14 protein-coding genes are annotated in these 16,203 nt (G+C 71.4%); 4 read left to right on the plus strand and 10 right to left on the minus strand.

The window, feature by feature from the left end:
• Positions 1–102: 102 nt before the first annotated feature.
• The 4 genes from HLH48_RS05310 to HLH48_RS05325 are packed head-to-tail and all read right to left on the minus strand — an operon-like array spanning position 103 to position 6,722.
• Positions 103–1,482 (minus strand): sensor histidine kinase, encoded by a 1,380-nt coding sequence (locus HLH48_RS05310; protein WP_182996465.1) that lies wholly within the window; start codon positions 1,480–1,482, stop codon positions 103–105.
• Between the two features lie 3 nt (positions 1,483–1,485).
• Complete coding sequence (locus HLH48_RS05315; RefSeq protein ID WP_373320236.1) at positions 1,486–2,244, minus strand: response regulator transcription factor; 759 nt, start codon at positions 2,242–2,244, stop codon at positions 1,486–1,488.
• A gap of 14 nt (positions 2,245–2,258) precedes the next feature.
• Positions 2,259–3,500, minus strand: a complete 1,242-nt coding sequence (locus HLH48_RS05320; RefSeq protein ID WP_182996466.1) for a DNA recombination protein RmuC — start codon at positions 3,498–3,500, stop codon at positions 2,259–2,261.
• A 24-nt stretch (positions 3,501–3,524) separates the two neighbouring features.
• Entirely contained in the window at positions 3,525–6,722 is a 3,198-nt protein-coding gene (locus tag HLH48_RS05325; RefSeq protein ID WP_182996467.1) for an AsmA-like C-terminal region-containing protein, read from the minus strand.
• A 68-nt stretch (positions 6,723–6,790) separates the two neighbouring features.
• On the opposite strand from HLH48_RS05325, the gene HLH48_RS05330 reads away from it, so the two are divergent.
• Both HLH48_RS05330 and bcp read left to right on the plus strand, forming a co-directional pair.
• Entirely contained in the window at positions 6,791–9,889 is a 3,099-nt protein-coding gene (locus tag HLH48_RS05330) for a bifunctional [glutamine synthetase] adenylyltransferase/[glutamine synthetase]-adenylyl-L-tyrosine phosphorylase (protein ID WP_182996468.1), read from the plus strand.
• Positions 9,890–9,918: 29 nt separating this feature from the next.
• Positions 9,919–10,413, plus strand: coding sequence for a thioredoxin-dependent thiol peroxidase (gene bcp / locus HLH48_RS05335; RefSeq protein ID WP_182996469.1), 495 nt, complete (start codon positions 9,919–9,921; stop codon positions 10,411–10,413).
• On the opposite strand, the gene HLH48_RS05340 is transcribed toward bcp, so the two are convergent.
• The 4 genes from HLH48_RS05340 to aat form a co-directional block, all read right to left on the minus strand.
• Positions 10,407–10,778, minus strand: coding sequence for a hypothetical protein (locus HLH48_RS05340; RefSeq protein WP_182996470.1), 372 nt, complete (start codon positions 10,776–10,778; stop codon positions 10,407–10,409). The genes bcp and HLH48_RS05340 overlap by 7 nt on opposite strands.
• A 130-nt stretch (positions 10,779–10,908) precedes the next feature.
• Positions 10,909–11,499 carry a hypothetical protein gene (locus HLH48_RS05345; RefSeq protein ID WP_182996471.1) on the minus strand — a complete coding sequence of 197 codons (591 nt, stop codon included), beginning with the start codon at positions 11,497–11,499 and terminating at the stop codon, positions 10,909–10,911.
• Positions 11,496–12,170: a DUF4412 domain-containing protein gene (locus HLH48_RS05350; RefSeq protein WP_182996472.1), complete on the minus strand. Its 675-nt coding sequence runs from the start codon at positions 12,168–12,170 to the stop codon at positions 11,496–11,498. The genes HLH48_RS05345 and HLH48_RS05350 overlap by 4 nt, the downstream gene beginning before the upstream one ends.
• Positions 12,171–12,213: 43 nt before the next feature.
• Positions 12,214–12,906, minus strand: a complete 693-nt coding sequence (aat, locus tag HLH48_RS05355; protein ID WP_246386947.1) for a leucyl/phenylalanyl-tRNA--protein transferase — start codon at positions 12,904–12,906, stop codon at positions 12,214–12,216.
• 111 nt (positions 12,907–13,017) lie between these two features.
• Here aat and HLH48_RS05360 point away from each other — a divergent pair, with 111 nt between their 5' ends.
• Positions 13,018–13,986, plus strand: coding sequence for a 2-hydroxyacid dehydrogenase (locus HLH48_RS05360; RefSeq protein WP_182996474.1), 969 nt, complete (start codon positions 13,018–13,020; stop codon positions 13,984–13,986).
• A gap of 16 nt (positions 13,987–14,002) precedes the next feature.
• Positions 14,003–14,167, plus strand: a complete 165-nt coding sequence (locus HLH48_RS05365; protein WP_182996475.1) for a hypothetical protein — start codon at positions 14,003–14,005, stop codon at positions 14,165–14,167.
• 19 nt (positions 14,168–14,186) lie between these two features.
• Here the strand turns inward: HLH48_RS05365 and HLH48_RS05370 are convergent, their stop codons facing one another.
• Positions 14,187–15,038: a shikimate 5-dehydrogenase gene (locus HLH48_RS05370; protein WP_182996476.1), complete on the minus strand. Its 852-nt coding sequence runs from the start codon at positions 15,036–15,038 to the stop codon at positions 14,187–14,189.
• Positions 15,039–15,101: 63 nt separating this feature from the next.
• A complete protein-coding gene (locus tag HLH48_RS05375; protein WP_182996477.1) occupies positions 15,102–16,097 on the minus strand; it encodes a LacI family DNA-binding transcriptional regulator in 996 nt (331 codons plus the stop codon).
• Between the last annotated feature and the right edge of the window lie 106 nt (positions 16,098–16,203).

A 16,203-nucleotide genomic window follows, 5' to 3' on the forward strand; every position in this document is an offset into this window, starting at 1 on the left:
ATCTGGCCCGCAAGCGTGCATCGTCGTCACTCCCGATCGTTCGGGCGCTTCGTTAGCACGCCGTGCCGATGCGCCAATGAAATTTCCATTTAAAGACCCTGCTCAGGCCGGCGGAATGGCAACCGGCGCGGGCGGCGGGAACACGACGCCGAACAGCGCGCCCGGCCGCGCATCGTGCCGGCGGGCGCTGGAAATGCTCAGATGCGCGTTGTGCAGGCGCAGGATGGCCGAGACCAGGCTCAGCCCCAGCCCGCTGCCCGGCACATGGCGGCTCTTGTCCGAGCGATAGAACCGGTTCAGCACCGCCTGGCGCTCCTGGGGCATGATACCGATGCCGGTATCGGCCACCTCCAGCCGCGCCCCGCCCTGGCCGTCGGGAAAGGTCGCCAGCGTGACATCGCCGCCGGTATCGGTGAATTTCAAGGCATTGTCGATCAGGTTCGCCAGCACCTCGATCAGCAGGTCGCGGTCGCCATGCACCGGCACCGGCACCGGCGCCGCCAGCAGTTCCAGCCGGATCTGCTTGCCCTCGGCGATCGGCTCGTACAGGTCCACGATATCGGCCGCGATCTCGTTCAGGTCCAGCACCGCGAACCCGACCCGCCGCCGGGCATTCTCGATCTCCGCGATCCGCAGCAGCGCGGTGATGACGGAAAAACACTGGTCCAGGTCGTCGATCGCCCGCGCGATGACGGTGCGCAGGTCGTCGGCCGACAGCGTGCCGGCCAGCGCGCGGTCCAGGGGTGTGCGCAGGTCATGGGCGATATCGTTCCCGACATCGCGGATCTCGCCCATTAGATGCTCCAGCCGGTCCAGCATGCGGTTCACGCTGCCGGCCAGGCGCTGCATCTCGTCGCGCTGCCGTCCGGCGGGCAGGCGCTCATGCAGGTCGCCATCCATGATCCGGTCGATCGCCTCATGCATCCGCGCCACCCGGCCCAGGGCGCGATGGCTCAGCACGATGCCGCACAGCAGCGCGAACAGCACCGTCGGCACGATCGAGACCAGCAGCGAATGGCGCATCATCAGCCGCCATTCCGCGATCATGTGCAGGCCGCGCCCCAGCACCAGTACCCGGTCGCCGGCCACCGGCACGGCCAGGATCCGCAGCACATAGGGCTCGTCCTCGTTGGGCCGGACGGTCAGCTCATGGACATGCCCGTCGACCACCAGCCCCTCGGGCCAGGTCCGCAGGTCGCCCGCGATGTGATGATGCGCGGAATCGAACAGCGCGGCCTGGTTGATCACCACGCGCAGGTCGTCGGTCGCGCGCTCGCCGATCTTGTGCTCCAGGTCCTGCGGCCGTTCCGGCGCCAGCAGGGTGGCCTCGCGATGCAGCAATTCGTCGGTGCGCCGGAACTCGAACGCCTTGGTCTGGGAATATCCGACAGCGAATTGCAGCGCCGCCGTGCCGATCATCGCCACCACCACCGCCAGCGTCAGGCGAAAGGTCGCGGTGCGCAGCACCTCGCCCGGCTGCATGGGCTATTCGGCCACGCGCAGCATGAATCCGGTGCCCCGGATGCTCTGGATCAGCGGCACGGCGCCCGCCTCGTCGATCTTGCGCCGCAGCTTGCCGATATGAACGTCCACCAGGTTGGTCTGCGGAACGAAGCGGTAATGCCACACATCTTCCAGCAGCATGGTGCGGGTCAGCACCTGGTTGGGCCGGCGCATCAGATATTCCAGCAGCCGGAATTCCCGCGGCAGCAGGTCGATCTCCTGCCCGTCCCGCGTCACCGTGCGCTCGATCAGGTCCATGCTCAGCGGCCCGACATGCAGCATGGTCTCGCGCGTATTGTTGGGCCGGCGCATCAGCGCCTCCAGCCGCGCCGCCAGCTCCTCCATCGCGAAGGGCTTGGTCAGGTAGTCGTCGCCGCCGGCCTTCAGCCCGCTCACCCGGTCATCGACCGCCGACAGCGCCGACAGCACCAGCACCGGGCTGGAAACCTGGCGCCCGCGCAGGGTCTCGATCAGCGTCAGCCCATCCATCTCGGGCAGCATCCGGTCCACGATCATCACGTCGAACGTCTCGGCCAGCGCCGCCGCCAGCCCGGCCGGCCCGGTCTGGACATGGCGCACGGCAAAGCCCCGGCTTTCCAGCTCGTCGGCCACTTCCTGGGCGATCTTGCCGTCATCCTCGACCAGCAGCACCCGGGGCCAGCCCTCGCGGTCCGGTCCACCTTCCCCACCCTGGGCAAACGGTTCCGTGGTCGATATCGCATTCATGGTCCGGTCAGGCATGATCGCACCCCGCCTCAAGCTCCATTAAATTCGGTTTCACCTGGCCCCGCCACGTCCTCGCCGACCGGCGGCACGCCATCCGGATCGATCCCGTCGAGCCCGCGCAACTGCTTCGCCACCACCCGGGTCCGCCGCCGCGCCTCGTCGATCGACGATGACATGGCCGAGGCATTGCGCGCCAGCCGTTCCAGCACCCCGTCCATCCGCAGCATCTCCTGGCGCGTGGCCCCCAGCAGGCGGGCGATGCCGTCCGTCCGCTCCTCCAGCGCCAGGGTAACATAGCCCAGATGGATCGTCCGCAGCATGGCCGGCAGCAGGCCGGGGCCCATGACCAGCACCCGGCAGGTCCGCCCGATCTCGTCCATCAGCCCGGCAATCCGCGCGACCTCGGCATACAGCCCGTCGGTCGGCAGGTACAGCACCGCGAATTCCACCGTCACCGGCGGCACGATATATTTGGACGCGATCTTGCGCGCTTCGATCTTCACCGTCGTTTCCAGCGCGCGGCGGGCGGCCCGCTCGGCCTCCGCGTCCACCCGCTCCACGGCATCCAGCAGCCGCTCGTACGCCTCGGTCGGGAATTTGGAATCGATCGCCAGCAGCGGCGGCACGGCAGCCTTCACCGGCATCCGCACCGCGAACTCCACGACCTCCGAACTGCCCTCGCGCAGGCGGCGGTTGGCCTCATAGGCCCCGGCCGGCAGCACGTCGTCCAGGATCGCACGCAACTGCGCCTCACCCCACCCGCCGCGCGTCTTGACGTTGGAGAACAGGCGCTTCAGGTCGCCGATCTGCGCCGTCATCGCCGAGACCTCGCCCATCGCCTTCTGCATCGCCGTGAACTGTTCCAGCACCCGCTGGAACGAGGTCTGCATCTGCCGCTCCACCGCCTCGTGCAGCCGCTCGTCCACGGTGGCGCGCACCGCCTCGATCTGCCGCGCCGACGCCTCCGCGATCTCGCGCAGCGCCGCGCCCTGCATCAGCCGCGCCTCGGCCAGGTCGCGGGTCAGGGACTGCGCCATCGTCCCCAGCCGGTCGGCGGTCTCGGCGCGCAACTGGTCCAGCCGGCCGCGCTGCGCCTCGCCCTCGGCCAGCCGCGCGGCCGATTCGCGCTCCACCATCACATAGATCCGCGCCAGCAGGTCGCCTCCGTCCGCCCCACGTCCCCGCCGGGCCATCAGCACCAGGGCACCCGCGATCGCGATCGCCGCCAGCGCCACCAGCCCCCACACACCGGCCCCCAGACCGTCGGACATCGCCACTCTCTCCAACCCGCCCACCTACTCGACCAGCCGCCGCATCACGCCCGGCAGAAAGATCGAGAACGGATTGACCCGCAGCGCCGGACTGTCCAGCGTCCCGTCGACCACGAAGGTCGCCGCCAGCAGCCCCCCGCCCTTCTCCGGGCTCATCAGCCGCCCCACGCCGGGCATGTGGCCGGGAATGGTGTTCACCGCGAAGGCGGGGACGATCGTCCCCTTCAGGTCCAGCGTCCCCCGGTCCAGGTCGACCGGCCCCTGGAGCGTCACGCCCAGCGAGGCATTGCTGGCCACTCCGTCATGCACCGCCAGCACCCCGTCGCGAAAGGTGAACGGCAGCGAGACGTTGCGGATCGCGAATCCCGGCGCCGGCACCGACTGCACCCAGCCATAGAGCGAGGCATTGTTGGCCAGCCGCACCATCCGCGGCACCTGCCGCACCATGATGGGTTCGACGGTCAGCACGCCGGCAAAGGGCGCGGTGGGCTGCGAATCGTCGAACACGCCCCGCATCACCGCCCGGCCGCCCTCGACCTGCGCCGTCACCCCCATCGCGCGCAGCATCAGGCCCAGATTCTCGACACGGGCCCACAGATGCCGTCCGTCGCGCTCCGGCGTCAGGGTCGCACTGGCCGGCGCCGGCCCGGCCATGGAAAACCGCATCCGGGTCAGGCGCACGCCATTATCCTCCAGATGCGCCCGCACCCCGGTCAGGCTGGCATCGCGCGCATAGAACAGGGTCCGCACATCGGCATCAATCAGCCAGCTTCGCCCCGGCGGCCCATGCACTCGCCCCGACGCGGCCTCGGGCATGTGATAGCCGGCCGGCTTCGGCGCGGCCGCCGGCGCGGGCGCCAGCAGCGGCGACAGGTCCAGCACCGGGGCATGGACCGTCACCCGCAGCGGGTCGGCCGGGCGCGGCGACACGCCCACCGTCGCATCCCCGCGCGACCGGCCGACGCGGAAGCCGCGCATCACCAGGGCGCGCGCGCCGCCACGCCCCATGGTCGCCCGGCCGTCGATCAGCAGGTCGGGCCCCGCGGCATGGATCGCCTCGACCGACACCAGCCGCCCATCCTCAAGCCCCAGCCGCGCCGAGGCCGCCGCCGGCTGCCCCATTTGCTTGCTCCATACCGGAATGGTCAGCGCGGCCTTCGCCAGATCCAGGTTCAGCGCCACCCGCCCGGTCCGGTCGGGGAAACGGTCATACGCGACATCCAGCTCCGCGCTGCCACGGAAGCGCTGCCCGGCATCGAACCCCGCGCGCGCGGCGCTTTCGGGCGTGACATGGATCAGCGCATGCGCGCTCTCGGTGGCGCGGACATCCGGCGTGCCGCGAAAATCCATGCCATAGGTCAGTTCCGACGCCATGCCGCCCAACAACGCGGTCCCCCGCATGGTCAGCCCCTCGGTGGTGGCATCCAGCGCCATCCGCCCGTCATCCAGCGCCCGCCCCTGCACCACATTGCCCAGGTGCAGATGGTCGATATCGGCATGGCCGTTCAGCCGGATCTGATCCACCGACACCTTGTCGTCCAGCGGCAGGACCAGATGCAGCCTCACCCGCGCGTTGCCGCCGGGATGGTCGAAGGCGACCGGATGGCGCGACAGCAGATGCAGGCGCGGCTCGGCCAGCAGGGCCAGCACGTCGGGCAGAGCGCCGCGCAGGGTCGTCGCGATGTCGCCGGTCTGGTCCTTCTGCTGTAGGCCGGCAATCCGCATCGACCCGTCGCCCACCGCCAGCCGCCCGCCCCCCGCGACCGTCTGCACGCCGCCATCGAAGGCGATCGACAGCACATCGGGCCCCTCGAAGGTCAAGACCGCGCCCACCCCCCGGATCGGCGCGATCGGCCGCAGCCAGTGCAGTTCCAGGTCCGAACCGACGACCCCGCCGGTCATCGACCGCATGGCGATCCCTCGCCACCCCGCCACGCTGCCCAGCCCGATCGCGACATGCAGGCCATGCGCGGCGCCATGGGTAATGTTCCGCGTCACCCACGCCCGCGCGCCCTTCATCGCCCCCTCGGGCCAGTAGCCGCCCAGGGTCGCGAAATCGAGCGCGGGAATGCTCCCCTCCACTGTCGCCGCGATCGCCCCCGGGCCGGCCAGGCTGGCAATATCCAGCGTCCCGCGCGCCTCCAGCGTGATGGTGTCGCCCGGCACGCCCGCCGGCCGGTCAGAGGGCAGGATGCCGGCCTCCAGCGTCTCCAGCCGGACCTTCGCCCCGCCCGGCATCATGCCGCCACCGGCGGCGGGGGTGAAATCGGCCGCGAGATCCGCCATCCCCCCGGCCACGCGGATCACCCCATGGGCCCCGGTCATGATCCGCCCGTCGCCGGCCCGCACCCGCAGGCGCGCCCTCACCGGCCGCGCCATCAACCCGCCCCCGCCGCCCGCCAGCGAGATCGTGCCCTCCAGCCCGACCGGCAGGCCGACATGCGCCAGCCCCGGCATCAGCGGCGCCAGCGCGCTCGGCATCACCGCCGTGGTGGCGACATGCCACACCAGCCCCGCCCCATCCGCCTGGCCATCGGCCCGTACCGATGCAAGCAAGCCCGGCCCCGCCAGCGTCGCCGCGGCATGGCCGGCCAGCCCGAACAGCGCGCCATGGCGCACCGCATGCAGGTCGGCCGTCACGCCCTCGGCCCGCCAGGTCCGCCCCGACGCCAGATCGCGCAGCGTCACCGCGACATCGTCCAGCGCCAGCCGCTCCATCTGCCTGGGGTCGACCGGCAACCCCGCCGTGCCCCCGCCCGACGCAAGCCCGCTATCCAGGCCGATCGCCCCATCCCGCCCCCGCCGCAGCGCCAGACGCGCCCCGGACATCACGAGGTCCGGCACCACCAGCCGGCCATGCAGCAGCGGCCCGCTGGCCAGCACCAGCCGCAGCGCCCCCACGCGCTCGGCCACGCCGCCATCGACCCGGCGCAGGCGCAATTCCTCGGCCGTCACCTCCAGCGGCGCGGCCAGGCCGCGATGCAGCCAGTCCCAGCCGACCCGCATCCGCCCCAGTTCCAGCCGCCCTGCCGCGCCGGGCGGCATCGCCCGCGCCAGCGCCAGCCGCGCCAGCGGCGTCACGTCGACCGGCCGCCACGACAGCCACGCCGCCAGCCCGGACAGGGCCAGCACCGGCACGATCACGCATCCCGCCGCCACGGCCGACAGGATACGCCGCCACCGCCGCGACCCGGACGGCAGGGGGCCTTGACCTCGGGTCATCGGGCCGTCCAGGGTGCGGCCCGGCCGACGGCCTCCATGCTCCGCCGTCTTCCGGACCAGGACGCCCCATGCCCCCACCCCGCCCCGCCCGGACCGCTCCCGCCCGAACCGCGCCCGCCCGAACCGCGCCCGCCTGGACGGCCCGCGCCTGGCCCGCCCCCGCCGATCCGCGCGGCGCCACCCTGCTGCGCGAGGACGTGGATGCATCGTGGCGCGACCACGCGCTGGACCCGGCCCTGCTGGCGGCCGAGGGCGTGGCGGCGATGCTGGCGGCGATCGGCGGCAACAGCCCCTACCTGGCCGGACTGGTCCGGCGCGACCCCGTCCCGTTCGCCCGCCTGCTGGCCGAGGGCCCCGACGCGGGCATGGCCGCGGCGCTGGAGAGCATGGCGGCCCTGACCCCGCGCGACGGCCGCGCCGCCATCGCCGCGACGCTGCGCGCCGCCAAGCGCCAGGCCGCGCTGGCCATCGCCCTGGCCGATATCGGCGGATTGTGGACGCTGGAACAAGTGACCCTCGCCCTCAGCCGCCTGGCCGAAGGCGCGCTGGACGAAGCGGTCAGACATCTGCTGCGGACGGCGCATGATACGGGGCAACTCGCTCTGCCGGACCCGGCCCACCCGACCCGGGGCAGCGGATTCGTCGTGCTGGCGATGGGAAAGCTGGGTGCGCGGGAACTGAACTACTCCTCGGATATCGACCTGATCGTGCTCTACGATCCCGACTGCCATCCGGGCCACGAGGATTTGCGCCGGATCTTCATCCGCATGACTAGCGACCTTGTCGGCCTGATGGAAGCACGCGATGCCGACGGCTACGTCTTCCGCACCGACCTGCGCCTGCGCCCCGACCCGTCGGCCACCCCGCCGGCCATCTCCTTTCCCGCCGGCATCGCCTATTACGAAAGCATGGGCCAGACCTGGGAACGCGCGGCGATGACCAAGGCCCGCCCGGTCGCGGGCGATATCGGCGCCGGCCGCCGCTTTTTGCGCGCGATCCACCCGTTCATCTGGCGCCGCCATCTCGACTTCGCGGTGATCGACGACCTGCACGACATGAAGGCGCGCATCGACCGCCACCGCAATGCCGGCCATACCGGCCTGTCGCGCCTGGGCGACCGCACGGTCCACGACCCGGGCCTGGCCCGCGACTGGCTGCTGGGCCACGACCTGAAGCTGGGCCAGGGCGGCATCCGCGAGGTCGAATTCGTCGCCCAGGCCCTGCAACTGGTCTGGGGCGGCCGGCAGCCCGAACTGCGCGACCCCACCACGCTCGGCGCCCTGCGGCGCCTGGTCCGCGCCGGCATCCTGCCCCGCCCGCAGGGCGAAAGCCTGGCCCGCACCTATCGCATGCTGCGCCGCGCCGAACACCGCCTGCAAATGCAGGCCGACCACCAGACCCACCGCCTGCCCGCGACGCGCGACGCCTTCAACGCCTACGCGACCTTCATGCAGGAAGACGGCGGCCGCGCCCTGGCCGGCATGATGCTGCCGATCATGCAGGAGTCTCGGCGGATCTTCGAACGCCAGTTCGCCGAATCCCAGGGCACCGACGCCACGATCGACCCCGAGGCCGAGGACATGGCCGACCATCTCCGCCGCGCCGGCTTCCCGGGCGCCGACATCCCCGATGCCCTGGCCCTGCTGGCCCGCTGGAGCGGCAACCGCCTGCGCGCGCTGCGTTCCGACCGCGCCCGCAGCCTGCTGCGCCGGCTGATGCCCGGCCTGCTGTCCAGCTTCGGCCAGCGCCGCGACCCGCTGACCTGCCTGCGCCGGTTCGACGCCATGCTGGCGCGGCAATGGGCCGGGGTGCAGTTCCTCTCCCTGCTGGAACGCAATCCGGCGCTGATCGGCCGCATCGCCACCATCCTCGACGGCTCGCCCTTCCTGGCCGACCACCTGGCGGAAACCCCGGCGGCGCTGGAAGGATTGCTGGGCGGCATCGGCGACGACGAAGCCGATTCCAGCACCTCCGACCTGCCGCCCGCCCAACTGGTCCGCCAGCACGTGGCCGCCGCCGCCTCGACCGAACAACTCCTGCCGGTCCTGCGCGGCCTGGTGCGCGGCGAGGAATTTCGCCTGTCCACCGCCCGGCTGGAACATCGCCTGGACGTCGACACCGCCAGCCGCGCCCGCACCGACATGGCCGATTCGGTGATTCGCGGCCTGCTGCGCAGCGTCACCGCCGAACATCGCGACCGCTACGGCCGCGTCCCCGGCGGCGCGATGGTGGTGGTGGCGCTGGGCAAGGCCGGATCGCGCGAGATGATGCCGGGCTCGGACCTCGACCTGATGCTGATCTACGACCACCCCGCCGAGGTCGCCGACAGCGTGGTCCCGCCCCGCGCCGCCGCCCGCGACGGCGGCCTGCCGCCGCGCCCCCTGCCCGTGGGGCAGTATTTCGTCCGGCTGGCCCATGGCGTCATCGCCGCCCTGACCGCCCCGGGACCGGAAGGGCCGCTCTACGAGGTCGACATGCGCCTGCGGCCCTCCGGCTCCAAGGGCCCGGTCGCCCTGTCGCTGGAGGCCTTCCGCCGCTACCACGCCGAAAGCGCCTGGACGTGGGAACGCATGGCCCTGACCCGCGCCCGGGTGGTCGCGGGCGCGCCGACGCTGGTCCGCGCCACGCGCGCCGCGATCGGCCACGCGCTGGACGGCGACCCGTCGGGCCGCCGGACGATCCTGGACGATTCCCGCGCCATGCGCGCCCGTATCGCGCGCGACCTGCCGCCGTCGGGGCCGCTGGACATCAAGCGCCGGCCGGGCGGCCTGATGGATGTGGAATTCATCGCCCAGACGCTGCAACTGGCCGTCGGCACGGCGGCGGTGCGCGCGCCCTGCACCCGCGACGCCCTGCGCCTGCTGGCCCGGCATGGCGCGCTCGACCCGGCGGCCGCGCGCGTCCTGCTGGGCGCCGACCGCACCTGGCGCTCGGTGCAGAGCATGCTGCGCCTGCTCTTCGGCGCCCACCCTCCGGCCGACCTCGCCGCCATCCCCCCCGCCACGCGCGACATCCTGCTGCGCGAGATCGAGGCCCCGTCGATCGAAGCCGCCCTTTCGGCGATGGACGCCCTCGCGAACACGGTGCGCGCCCTGTTCACCACCCTGATCGGCCCGGTCGAAGACCCGGCCGATCGCTTGCAGACGACGCCAAAGCCCTCAAGATAGTCCGACAGGACCCGAACGGAGACCCGACCATGGCCGACACCCCGCTTTTCCCCGCCATCGGCGCCCCGGCGCCCGATTTCGCCATGCCGGCCAGCAAGGGCCGCCAGGTCAGCCTGGCGGCGATGAAGGGCCGGCCGTTCGTCCTGTATTTCTACCCCAAGGCCAGCACCCCCGGCTGCACCACAGAGGCCTGCGATTTCCAGGAAGCCCTGGCCGCGCTGGGCGGCACCGGCCTGCCCGTCATCGGCGTATCGCGCGATTCGATGAAGGCGATCGACAATTTCGCGACGAAACAGAACCTCGCCTTCCCCCTGGCCTCCGACGCGACGGGCACGGTCACCGAGGCCTATGGCGTATGGGTCGAAAAGACGCTGTACGGCCGCAAATACATGGGCATCGAACGCGCGACCTTCCTGATCGACGCCGATGGCCGGGTCGCCCATGTCTGGCGCAACGTCAAGGTCCCCGGCCACGTCGCCGACGTCATGCAGGCCGCGTCACGGCTCTCGGCCCCCGGTCAATAGGCCGGATAGGCATACCCATAGGGCGCATAGACCAGCGGCGGAGGGGGTGGCGGGGGCGGCGGAGGAGGCGGCGGCGGGGGCCCATAGGCCTCGGCCGCGATGGCACTTCCCGCCGCGCCGATCAGCGCCCCGCCGATCAACCCGCCGATAAAGGCGCCGCCTACGCCGGGGCCGCGACGGTAATACCCCCGGCCACCCCAGCCGGGACCATGCCCGTAATAGCCGCCATGCCAGCCACCATGCCAGCCGGGACCGGGGCCGCCATATCCGTGGCCGTACCATTGCGCATGGGCCGCCGGGGCCGCGGCGGCCAGACCCGCCGCCATCACCGGAACCACCAGCAGAAGCCGCGCGATTTTATGCATGGCCGTACCCTTTCCTTCAGAACGGGAGCGAACCGTGCGCCCCGCGTAAAAGGAAGAACACCACCGGCTGATGGCGATTTACGGGCAGGTTTCGCCCCATTTTCGCCACCACCCCCGCCCGGCCGGCCCGTCAGGGATGGGCGGCCTGGATCGTCCTCAGCCCGTCCGGCGGCACGAAGATCGCCTCCGGCTGGGCGGCATGGCTCACCTGCTCGGCCCGCACCACGATCCGGTCGCCCTGGGCCGCTTGCAGCAAGTCGCCCTCGTCGCTGTAGCAGACATCGCTGACCCGGCCGTCGGTGTCGCGCGTGTGCCAGACGGTACATTGCTCGCCGGCCACCAGCAGCGTCTCGCCGCGCGACCAGTCCCCCGGTGCCCGCTGCCCCGGTTCCGACAGCGCCGGACCGGGGGCGGGAATCACCGTCCGCGCGCCGCGCGCCAGGTCCACGACCGTCAGCCGTCCCGCCCGATAATCGGTAATCATGTAGGTCGCGGAGCCCTCGGGGTCCACGCGCTGCCGGCGCGTGCCGGCCGACCAGCGCATGCGCTGGTGCTGCAACGGCACCGACGGATCGGGCGAGGCCAGCGCATAGCGGATATCGACATCCCGCTGCGGCGTGACGAAGGGCGCGTCCTCCGCCGCCCGCGCCGCCGGGCCGGCCGCGTGCGCCAGGGCCACGGCCAGCGCCGCCGGCGCCAGCCGGCGCCACGGCCCGCTCATCGGCCGGACTGCGCCGTTCCCCCGGTCACGGGCTGCCCGCCGCCCAGCGCATGCGACGGCGCAACCCGATGGCGCGTCACCATCTGGTAGCCGGCGGGCGGCTGGAACGTACTGGCCGGCAGCGGTCCGTAGATGACGCGCGTCGCCTCCAGCCGCCCCTTCATGCCGTCGCCGTCCACCCCGTCCTCGCGCAGGATCACGCCGTCATCGGTCACGCAGGCGGTCGCGGTCCCGCGCCCCGACACCACGCCCCATTCCGTGCAGGGCACGCCGGCGACCCGCGCCGTGCCCTTGCGGGTATACTGCATCTGCAAGTCCAGCAGGAACGGGTTGCGAATGCCGTTGCGCGCGTCGAACTGCGTATAGACCTTCTGCTTGTTCAGGACGATCGTCACCTGGCGCGTGGTGCGGTTCAGAATGGTCGATCCCATGCCCTCGGGACTGTCGATCCGCATCATCCCGCCATTCGCGGTAAACCACGCCTCGATCGTCTTCGGCGCCGGCGCGCCGTCGGGCTGGACGGAATATTCCACCTGCACGTCGCGCGCGGGGGCCAGCGGCGGATGGTCCGCGTCGGCCTGCGCACGCGCCGGCCGCGTCGCGCCGGCCATCATCAGGCTCACCGCCAGCGCGCCAGCCAGGCCCGCGCGCGCCCCTGTCGGATGGATCATGGTCCCGAATTCCCTTCCTGCTTCCGTATCATGCCCGCCGACCCTAACCGCTTCCGCCGCCGGACGAAATCGCGTCGGCGCCCCTCGCATCCCGCATGGCGATAATTTCATGACGGATCGCCTCGCGCTCGCGGGGCCGCGTCTCGTCCGGCCAGCGGGCCGGCAGGCGCAACGCCGCCGCCAGATGCGCCTTGTAGCGCCATGACGGGATCTCGATCCCGCCGAACAGCGCCAGATGCGCGGTGCCGAACTGGGTATCCAGCAGCGTGAATCCCCCCCGCCGCAGCCGCGCGACCAGCGAGACCAGCGCCGCCTTCGACGAATCGCGGGCCCGGCTGAACATGCTTTCGCCGAAGAACGCCCCGCCGATCGCCACCCCGTACAGGCCGCCCACCAGTTCGCCGCCCTGCCAGCTTTCCACACTGTGGGCATGGCCCAGCGCATGCAGGTCGCAGAACAGCCGGACGATCCGCTCGTTGATCCACGTCTCCTCGCGCCCCGGCGCCGGCGCGGCGCAGGCCCGGATCGTCGCCTCGAAATCGCGGTCGGACACGATCTCGAACCGGTCGGACAACACGGTGCGCAGCAGCCGCCGGGGCGCATGGAACCCGTCCAGCGGCAGCACCCCCCGCGATTCGGGGTCATACCATTCCAGGCGCGGCGACCGCGCGTCCGGCGCCATGGGAAACAGGCCGATCGAATAGGCCTGGATCATGATCTCGGGTGTGATGTCCATCCCGCCGCCCATCGTGCTGTCCTCCCGTCACGCCGGCCGTCTGGACACGCACCGGCAATGGACCGATCCTGTCGCACGAAGCCCGCCGCCCCAAGACATAAAGGCCGCCCCATGTCCCCGACCCGCCCCCGCCTGATCGTCTCGCAGCATCTTCTGGCCGCGGCCCAGGCCCGGATCGCCCGGGACTACGACGCCCCGCCCGCCCCGGACCACAAGCTGACGGCGGAGGAACTGGTCGCGCAGGCCCGGGCCTTCCGCCCCGACGCGGTGCTGGTGACCAGCAGCACGCCGGTCTCCGCCGCCACCGTCGCCGCCCTGCCGGACAGCGTGCGCGTCATCGCCACCATCAGCGTCGGCACCGACCATCTGGACATCCCCGCGATTCGCGCGCGGGGCATCGCCCTGACCAGCACGCCCGACGTGCTGACCGACAGCAACGCCGACCTGGCGATGATGCTGATCCTCGCGGCGGCGCGCCGGGCGAAGGAATATCTGGCCCTGGTCGCGGCGGGCTGGGGCCGGGGCCTGGGCATGGACGAAATGCTGGGCACCCAGGTCACGGGCAAGACGCTCGGCATCCTCGGCATGGGCCGCATCGGCCGCGCCGTCGCCCGCCGGGCGCGCGGTTTCGAGATGACGGTCCTCTATTCCAACCGCAGCCGCCTGGCGCCGGAACTGGAAGAGGGCGCCACCTATTTCGCCGACCCGCGCGCCATGCTGCCCCGGTGCGACATCCTGAGCCTGCACATGCCGGGCAGCAAGGACGGACAGCCGGTCATGACCACCGAACTGTTCGGCCTGCTGCCGCGCGGCGCCATCTTCGTCAACGCCGCGCGCGGCAGCCTGGTGGACGAGGGCGCGCTGATCGCGGCGCTGAAGGACGGGCACCTGGCCGGCGCCGGGCTGGATGTCTGCCGCAACGAACCCGATCCCGACCCGCGCCTGCTGGCGCTGCCCAACCTGTTCATGACGCCCCATGTCGGCAGCGCCACGGTGGAAACCCGCACCGACATGTGCATGCTGGCGCTGGACAATGTCGACGCCATCCTGGCCGGCCGCCCGGCCCTCACCCCGGTCTGAAAAGGACACCGGAACCATGCAGGCCTCACGGACCTTCTTTCTCTGCTGCCTCGCCGCCTGCGCCGCGGCGGCCGCCCTGATGCTGCTGATGCCCCATTACGCCGGCATGGCGCACACGCTGATCGGCTTCTACACCCTGGCGGCGATGGTCACGGCCGCGCGGATGGCGCTCCGCGCATAGGCACCCGCGCGGCCGGGGTTCAGCCCGCCGAGAGCGCCAGCGCGTCGGCGGTGGCGGGTCCGTGCGCGGCCAGCACCGCCTCGCGCATGTCGGCGGCCGACGGCCGGATGCCGGTATAGAGCACGAACTGCTCGATCGCCTGCAACACGATCACCTCGGCCCCGGAAATGACGGTCTTCCCGCGTGCCCGCGCGGCCTTCAGGAAAGGCGTCTCCGGCGGCAGCGCCACCACGTCGAAGGCGACGGCGCAGGCATCGATCATCGCTTCGGGAAAGGCCAGCGCCGCGCTGTCCGGCCCCTCCATGCCCAGCGGCGTCACGTTGATCAGCAGCGGCGCCCCCTGCCCGGGCAGGTCGGCCCGCCAGCGATAGCCATACTCCTCGGCCAGGCGCCGGCCGGCCTCCTCGTTGCGGGCCACGACCGTCCCGTCGGTGAAGCCGCTGTCCCGCAGGGCCGCCACCACCGCGCGCGCCATGCCGCCGCTGCCGCGCAGCAGGAAGGGGGTCGCGGGGTCCACCCCGCGCTGGGCCAGCACCGTCCGCGCCGCGATGTAGTCGGTATTGTGGCCGATCAGCACGCCATCGTCGTTGACGATGGTATTGACGCTCTCGATCGCCCGGGCCGACGGCTCCATGCGGTCGATCAGCGGAATCACCGCCTCCTTGAACGGCATCGAGATCGCGCAGCCCCGGATCCCCAGCGCCCGCACCCCGCCGATCGCCGCCGGCAGGTCGGTGGTGCTGAAGGATTTGTAGATATAATCCAGCTCCAGCAGCTCATAGAGCCGGTTATGCAGCCGCGACCCGGCATTGCCGGGCCTGCCGGACAGCGACATGCACAATTTCGTGTCACGACCAATCGGCGGTTTCATATCGGCAGTCTCCTCTCTTTTTCCTGTCTTCTTTTTTCCGGGCGACGGTTTTCCGGGCCGCGATCAGGCCTCGGCTCCCCGGCCCCCCGACCCCCTGGCGATGAAACGTCCCGCCAGCACGACCCGGCGCGTGACGCAATCCGCATGGTCCAGCCGGTCCAGCAGCATCGTCACGGCGGTGCGCCCGATTTCCTCCACCGGCTGCTCGATCACGCTCAGCCCCCCGGCGACGAATTCCATCCACGGCTCGTTGTCGAAACTCGTCAGGGCCAGGTCGCGGGGAATCTCCAGCCCCAGCGTGTCGGCGACCCGCAGCACGCTTTGCAGCATGACGCTGTTGCTGACGACCAGCGCGCTCGGCCGCCGCGCCACGTCCCCCAGCAGGGCCGCGATCACGCGCTGCGCCTGCTCGCGTTCATGCGGTACCGGCACGACCTCGCCGGGGATGCCGCATTCGGCCATGGCCCGCTCATATCCGTCGCAGCGCTCCCGCCCGGTCACGGTGTCGGTGCCGAACAGCCCGGCGATGCGGCGATGCCCCAGCCGGTGCAGATGCACGACCAGCCGCGCCGCCATGGCCTCGTTATCCAGCACCACGCTGTCGCACGAGGCATTGGGCGCGGCACGGTCGATCAGCACGATCGGAAAGTCGCTCTCCAGATGCGCGATCCTGTCCGCCCCCTCGCGCGTCGGCGCCAGGATCACGCCGGTCACGCGCTCTTCCTGCATCAGTTGCATATACATCGCCTCTTTCGCCGCATCCTCGTCGGTATTGCAGAAGATGACGCGCAGCCCATGGTCGTAGGCGATGGCCTCCACCGTGCGGGACACGGCGGTAAAGAACGGGTTGCGGATATCCGCGACGATCAGGCCGATGGTCTTGGTATGGCGCGAGCGCAGCCGCCGCGCCGCGAGATTGGGGCGATAGCCCGTCTCGCGCACCGCCTCCAGCACCCGGTCGCGCATGACCGGGTCGACGGTCCGCCCGGCCAGCACCCGCGACACCGTGGCGGGCGAGACCGCCGCCACTCGGGCGACATCCTTGATTCCGACGTTCATCGGGAAAACGTTCTCCCTCCACATGCTGCATGAAAGGGCATACACGCAAAGAGCGTATGCCCATGGCATCGTTCCCGTATCCTGTCTATTGACAAAAACATCAGAG

This window comes from Gluconacetobacter sacchari, from assembly GCF_014174255.1.
In the GTDB taxonomy this organism is placed as follows: Bacteria; Pseudomonadota; Alphaproteobacteria; order Acetobacterales; family Acetobacteraceae; genus Gluconacetobacter; species Gluconacetobacter sacchari.

Excerpts from the sequence above, each read along its gene's own strand:
- bcp (WP_182996469.1), top strand. The coding sequence starts at position 9,919 with ATGGCCGACACCCCGCTTTTCCCCGCCATCGGCGCCCCGGCGCCCGAT.
- HLH48_RS05365 (WP_182996475.1), top strand. The coding sequence starts at position 14,003 with ATGCAGGCCTCACGGACCTTCTTTCTCTGCTGCCTCGCCGCCTGCGCC.
- HLH48_RS05340 (WP_182996470.1), bottom strand. The coding sequence starts at position 10,778 with ATGCATAAAATCGCGCGGCTTCTGCTGGTGGTTCCGGTGATGGCGGCG.
- aat (WP_246386947.1), bottom strand. The coding sequence starts at position 12,906 with ATGGACATCACACCCGAGATCATGATCCAGGCCTATTCGATCGGCCTG.
- HLH48_RS05375 (WP_182996477.1), bottom strand. The coding sequence starts at position 16,097 with ATGAACGTCGGAATCAAGGATGTCGCCCGAGTGGCGGCGGTCTCGCCC.
- HLH48_RS05350 (WP_182996472.1), bottom strand. The coding sequence starts at position 12,170 with ATGATCCATCCGACAGGGGCGCGCGCGGGCCTGGCTGGCGCGCTGGCG.
- HLH48_RS05320 (WP_182996466.1), bottom strand. The coding sequence starts at position 3,500 with ATGTCCGACGGTCTGGGGGCCGGTGTGTGGGGGCTGGTGGCGCTGGCG.
- HLH48_RS05310 (WP_182996465.1), bottom strand. The coding sequence starts at position 1,482 with ATGCAGCCGGGCGAGGTGCTGCGCACCGCGACCTTTCGCCTGACGCTG.
- HLH48_RS05315 (WP_373320236.1), bottom strand. The coding sequence starts at position 2,244 with ATGCCTGACCGGACCATGAATGCGATATCGACCACGGAACCGTTTGCC.
- HLH48_RS05360 (WP_182996474.1), top strand. The coding sequence starts at position 13,018 with ATGTCCCCGACCCGCCCCCGCCTGATCGTCTCGCAGCATCTTCTGGCC.
- HLH48_RS05370 (WP_182996476.1), bottom strand. The coding sequence starts at position 15,038 with ATGAAACCGCCGATTGGTCGTGACACGAAATTGTGCATGTCGCTGTCC.
- HLH48_RS05330 (WP_182996468.1), top strand. The coding sequence starts at position 6,791 with ATGCCCCCACCCCGCCCCGCCCGGACCGCTCCCGCCCGAACCGCGCCC.
- HLH48_RS05345 (WP_182996471.1), bottom strand. The coding sequence starts at position 11,499 with ATGAGCGGGCCGTGGCGCCGGCTGGCGCCGGCGGCGCTGGCCGTGGCC.
- HLH48_RS05325 (WP_182996467.1), bottom strand. The coding sequence starts at position 6,722 with ATGACCCGAGGTCAAGGCCCCCTGCCGTCCGGGTCGCGGCGGTGGCGG.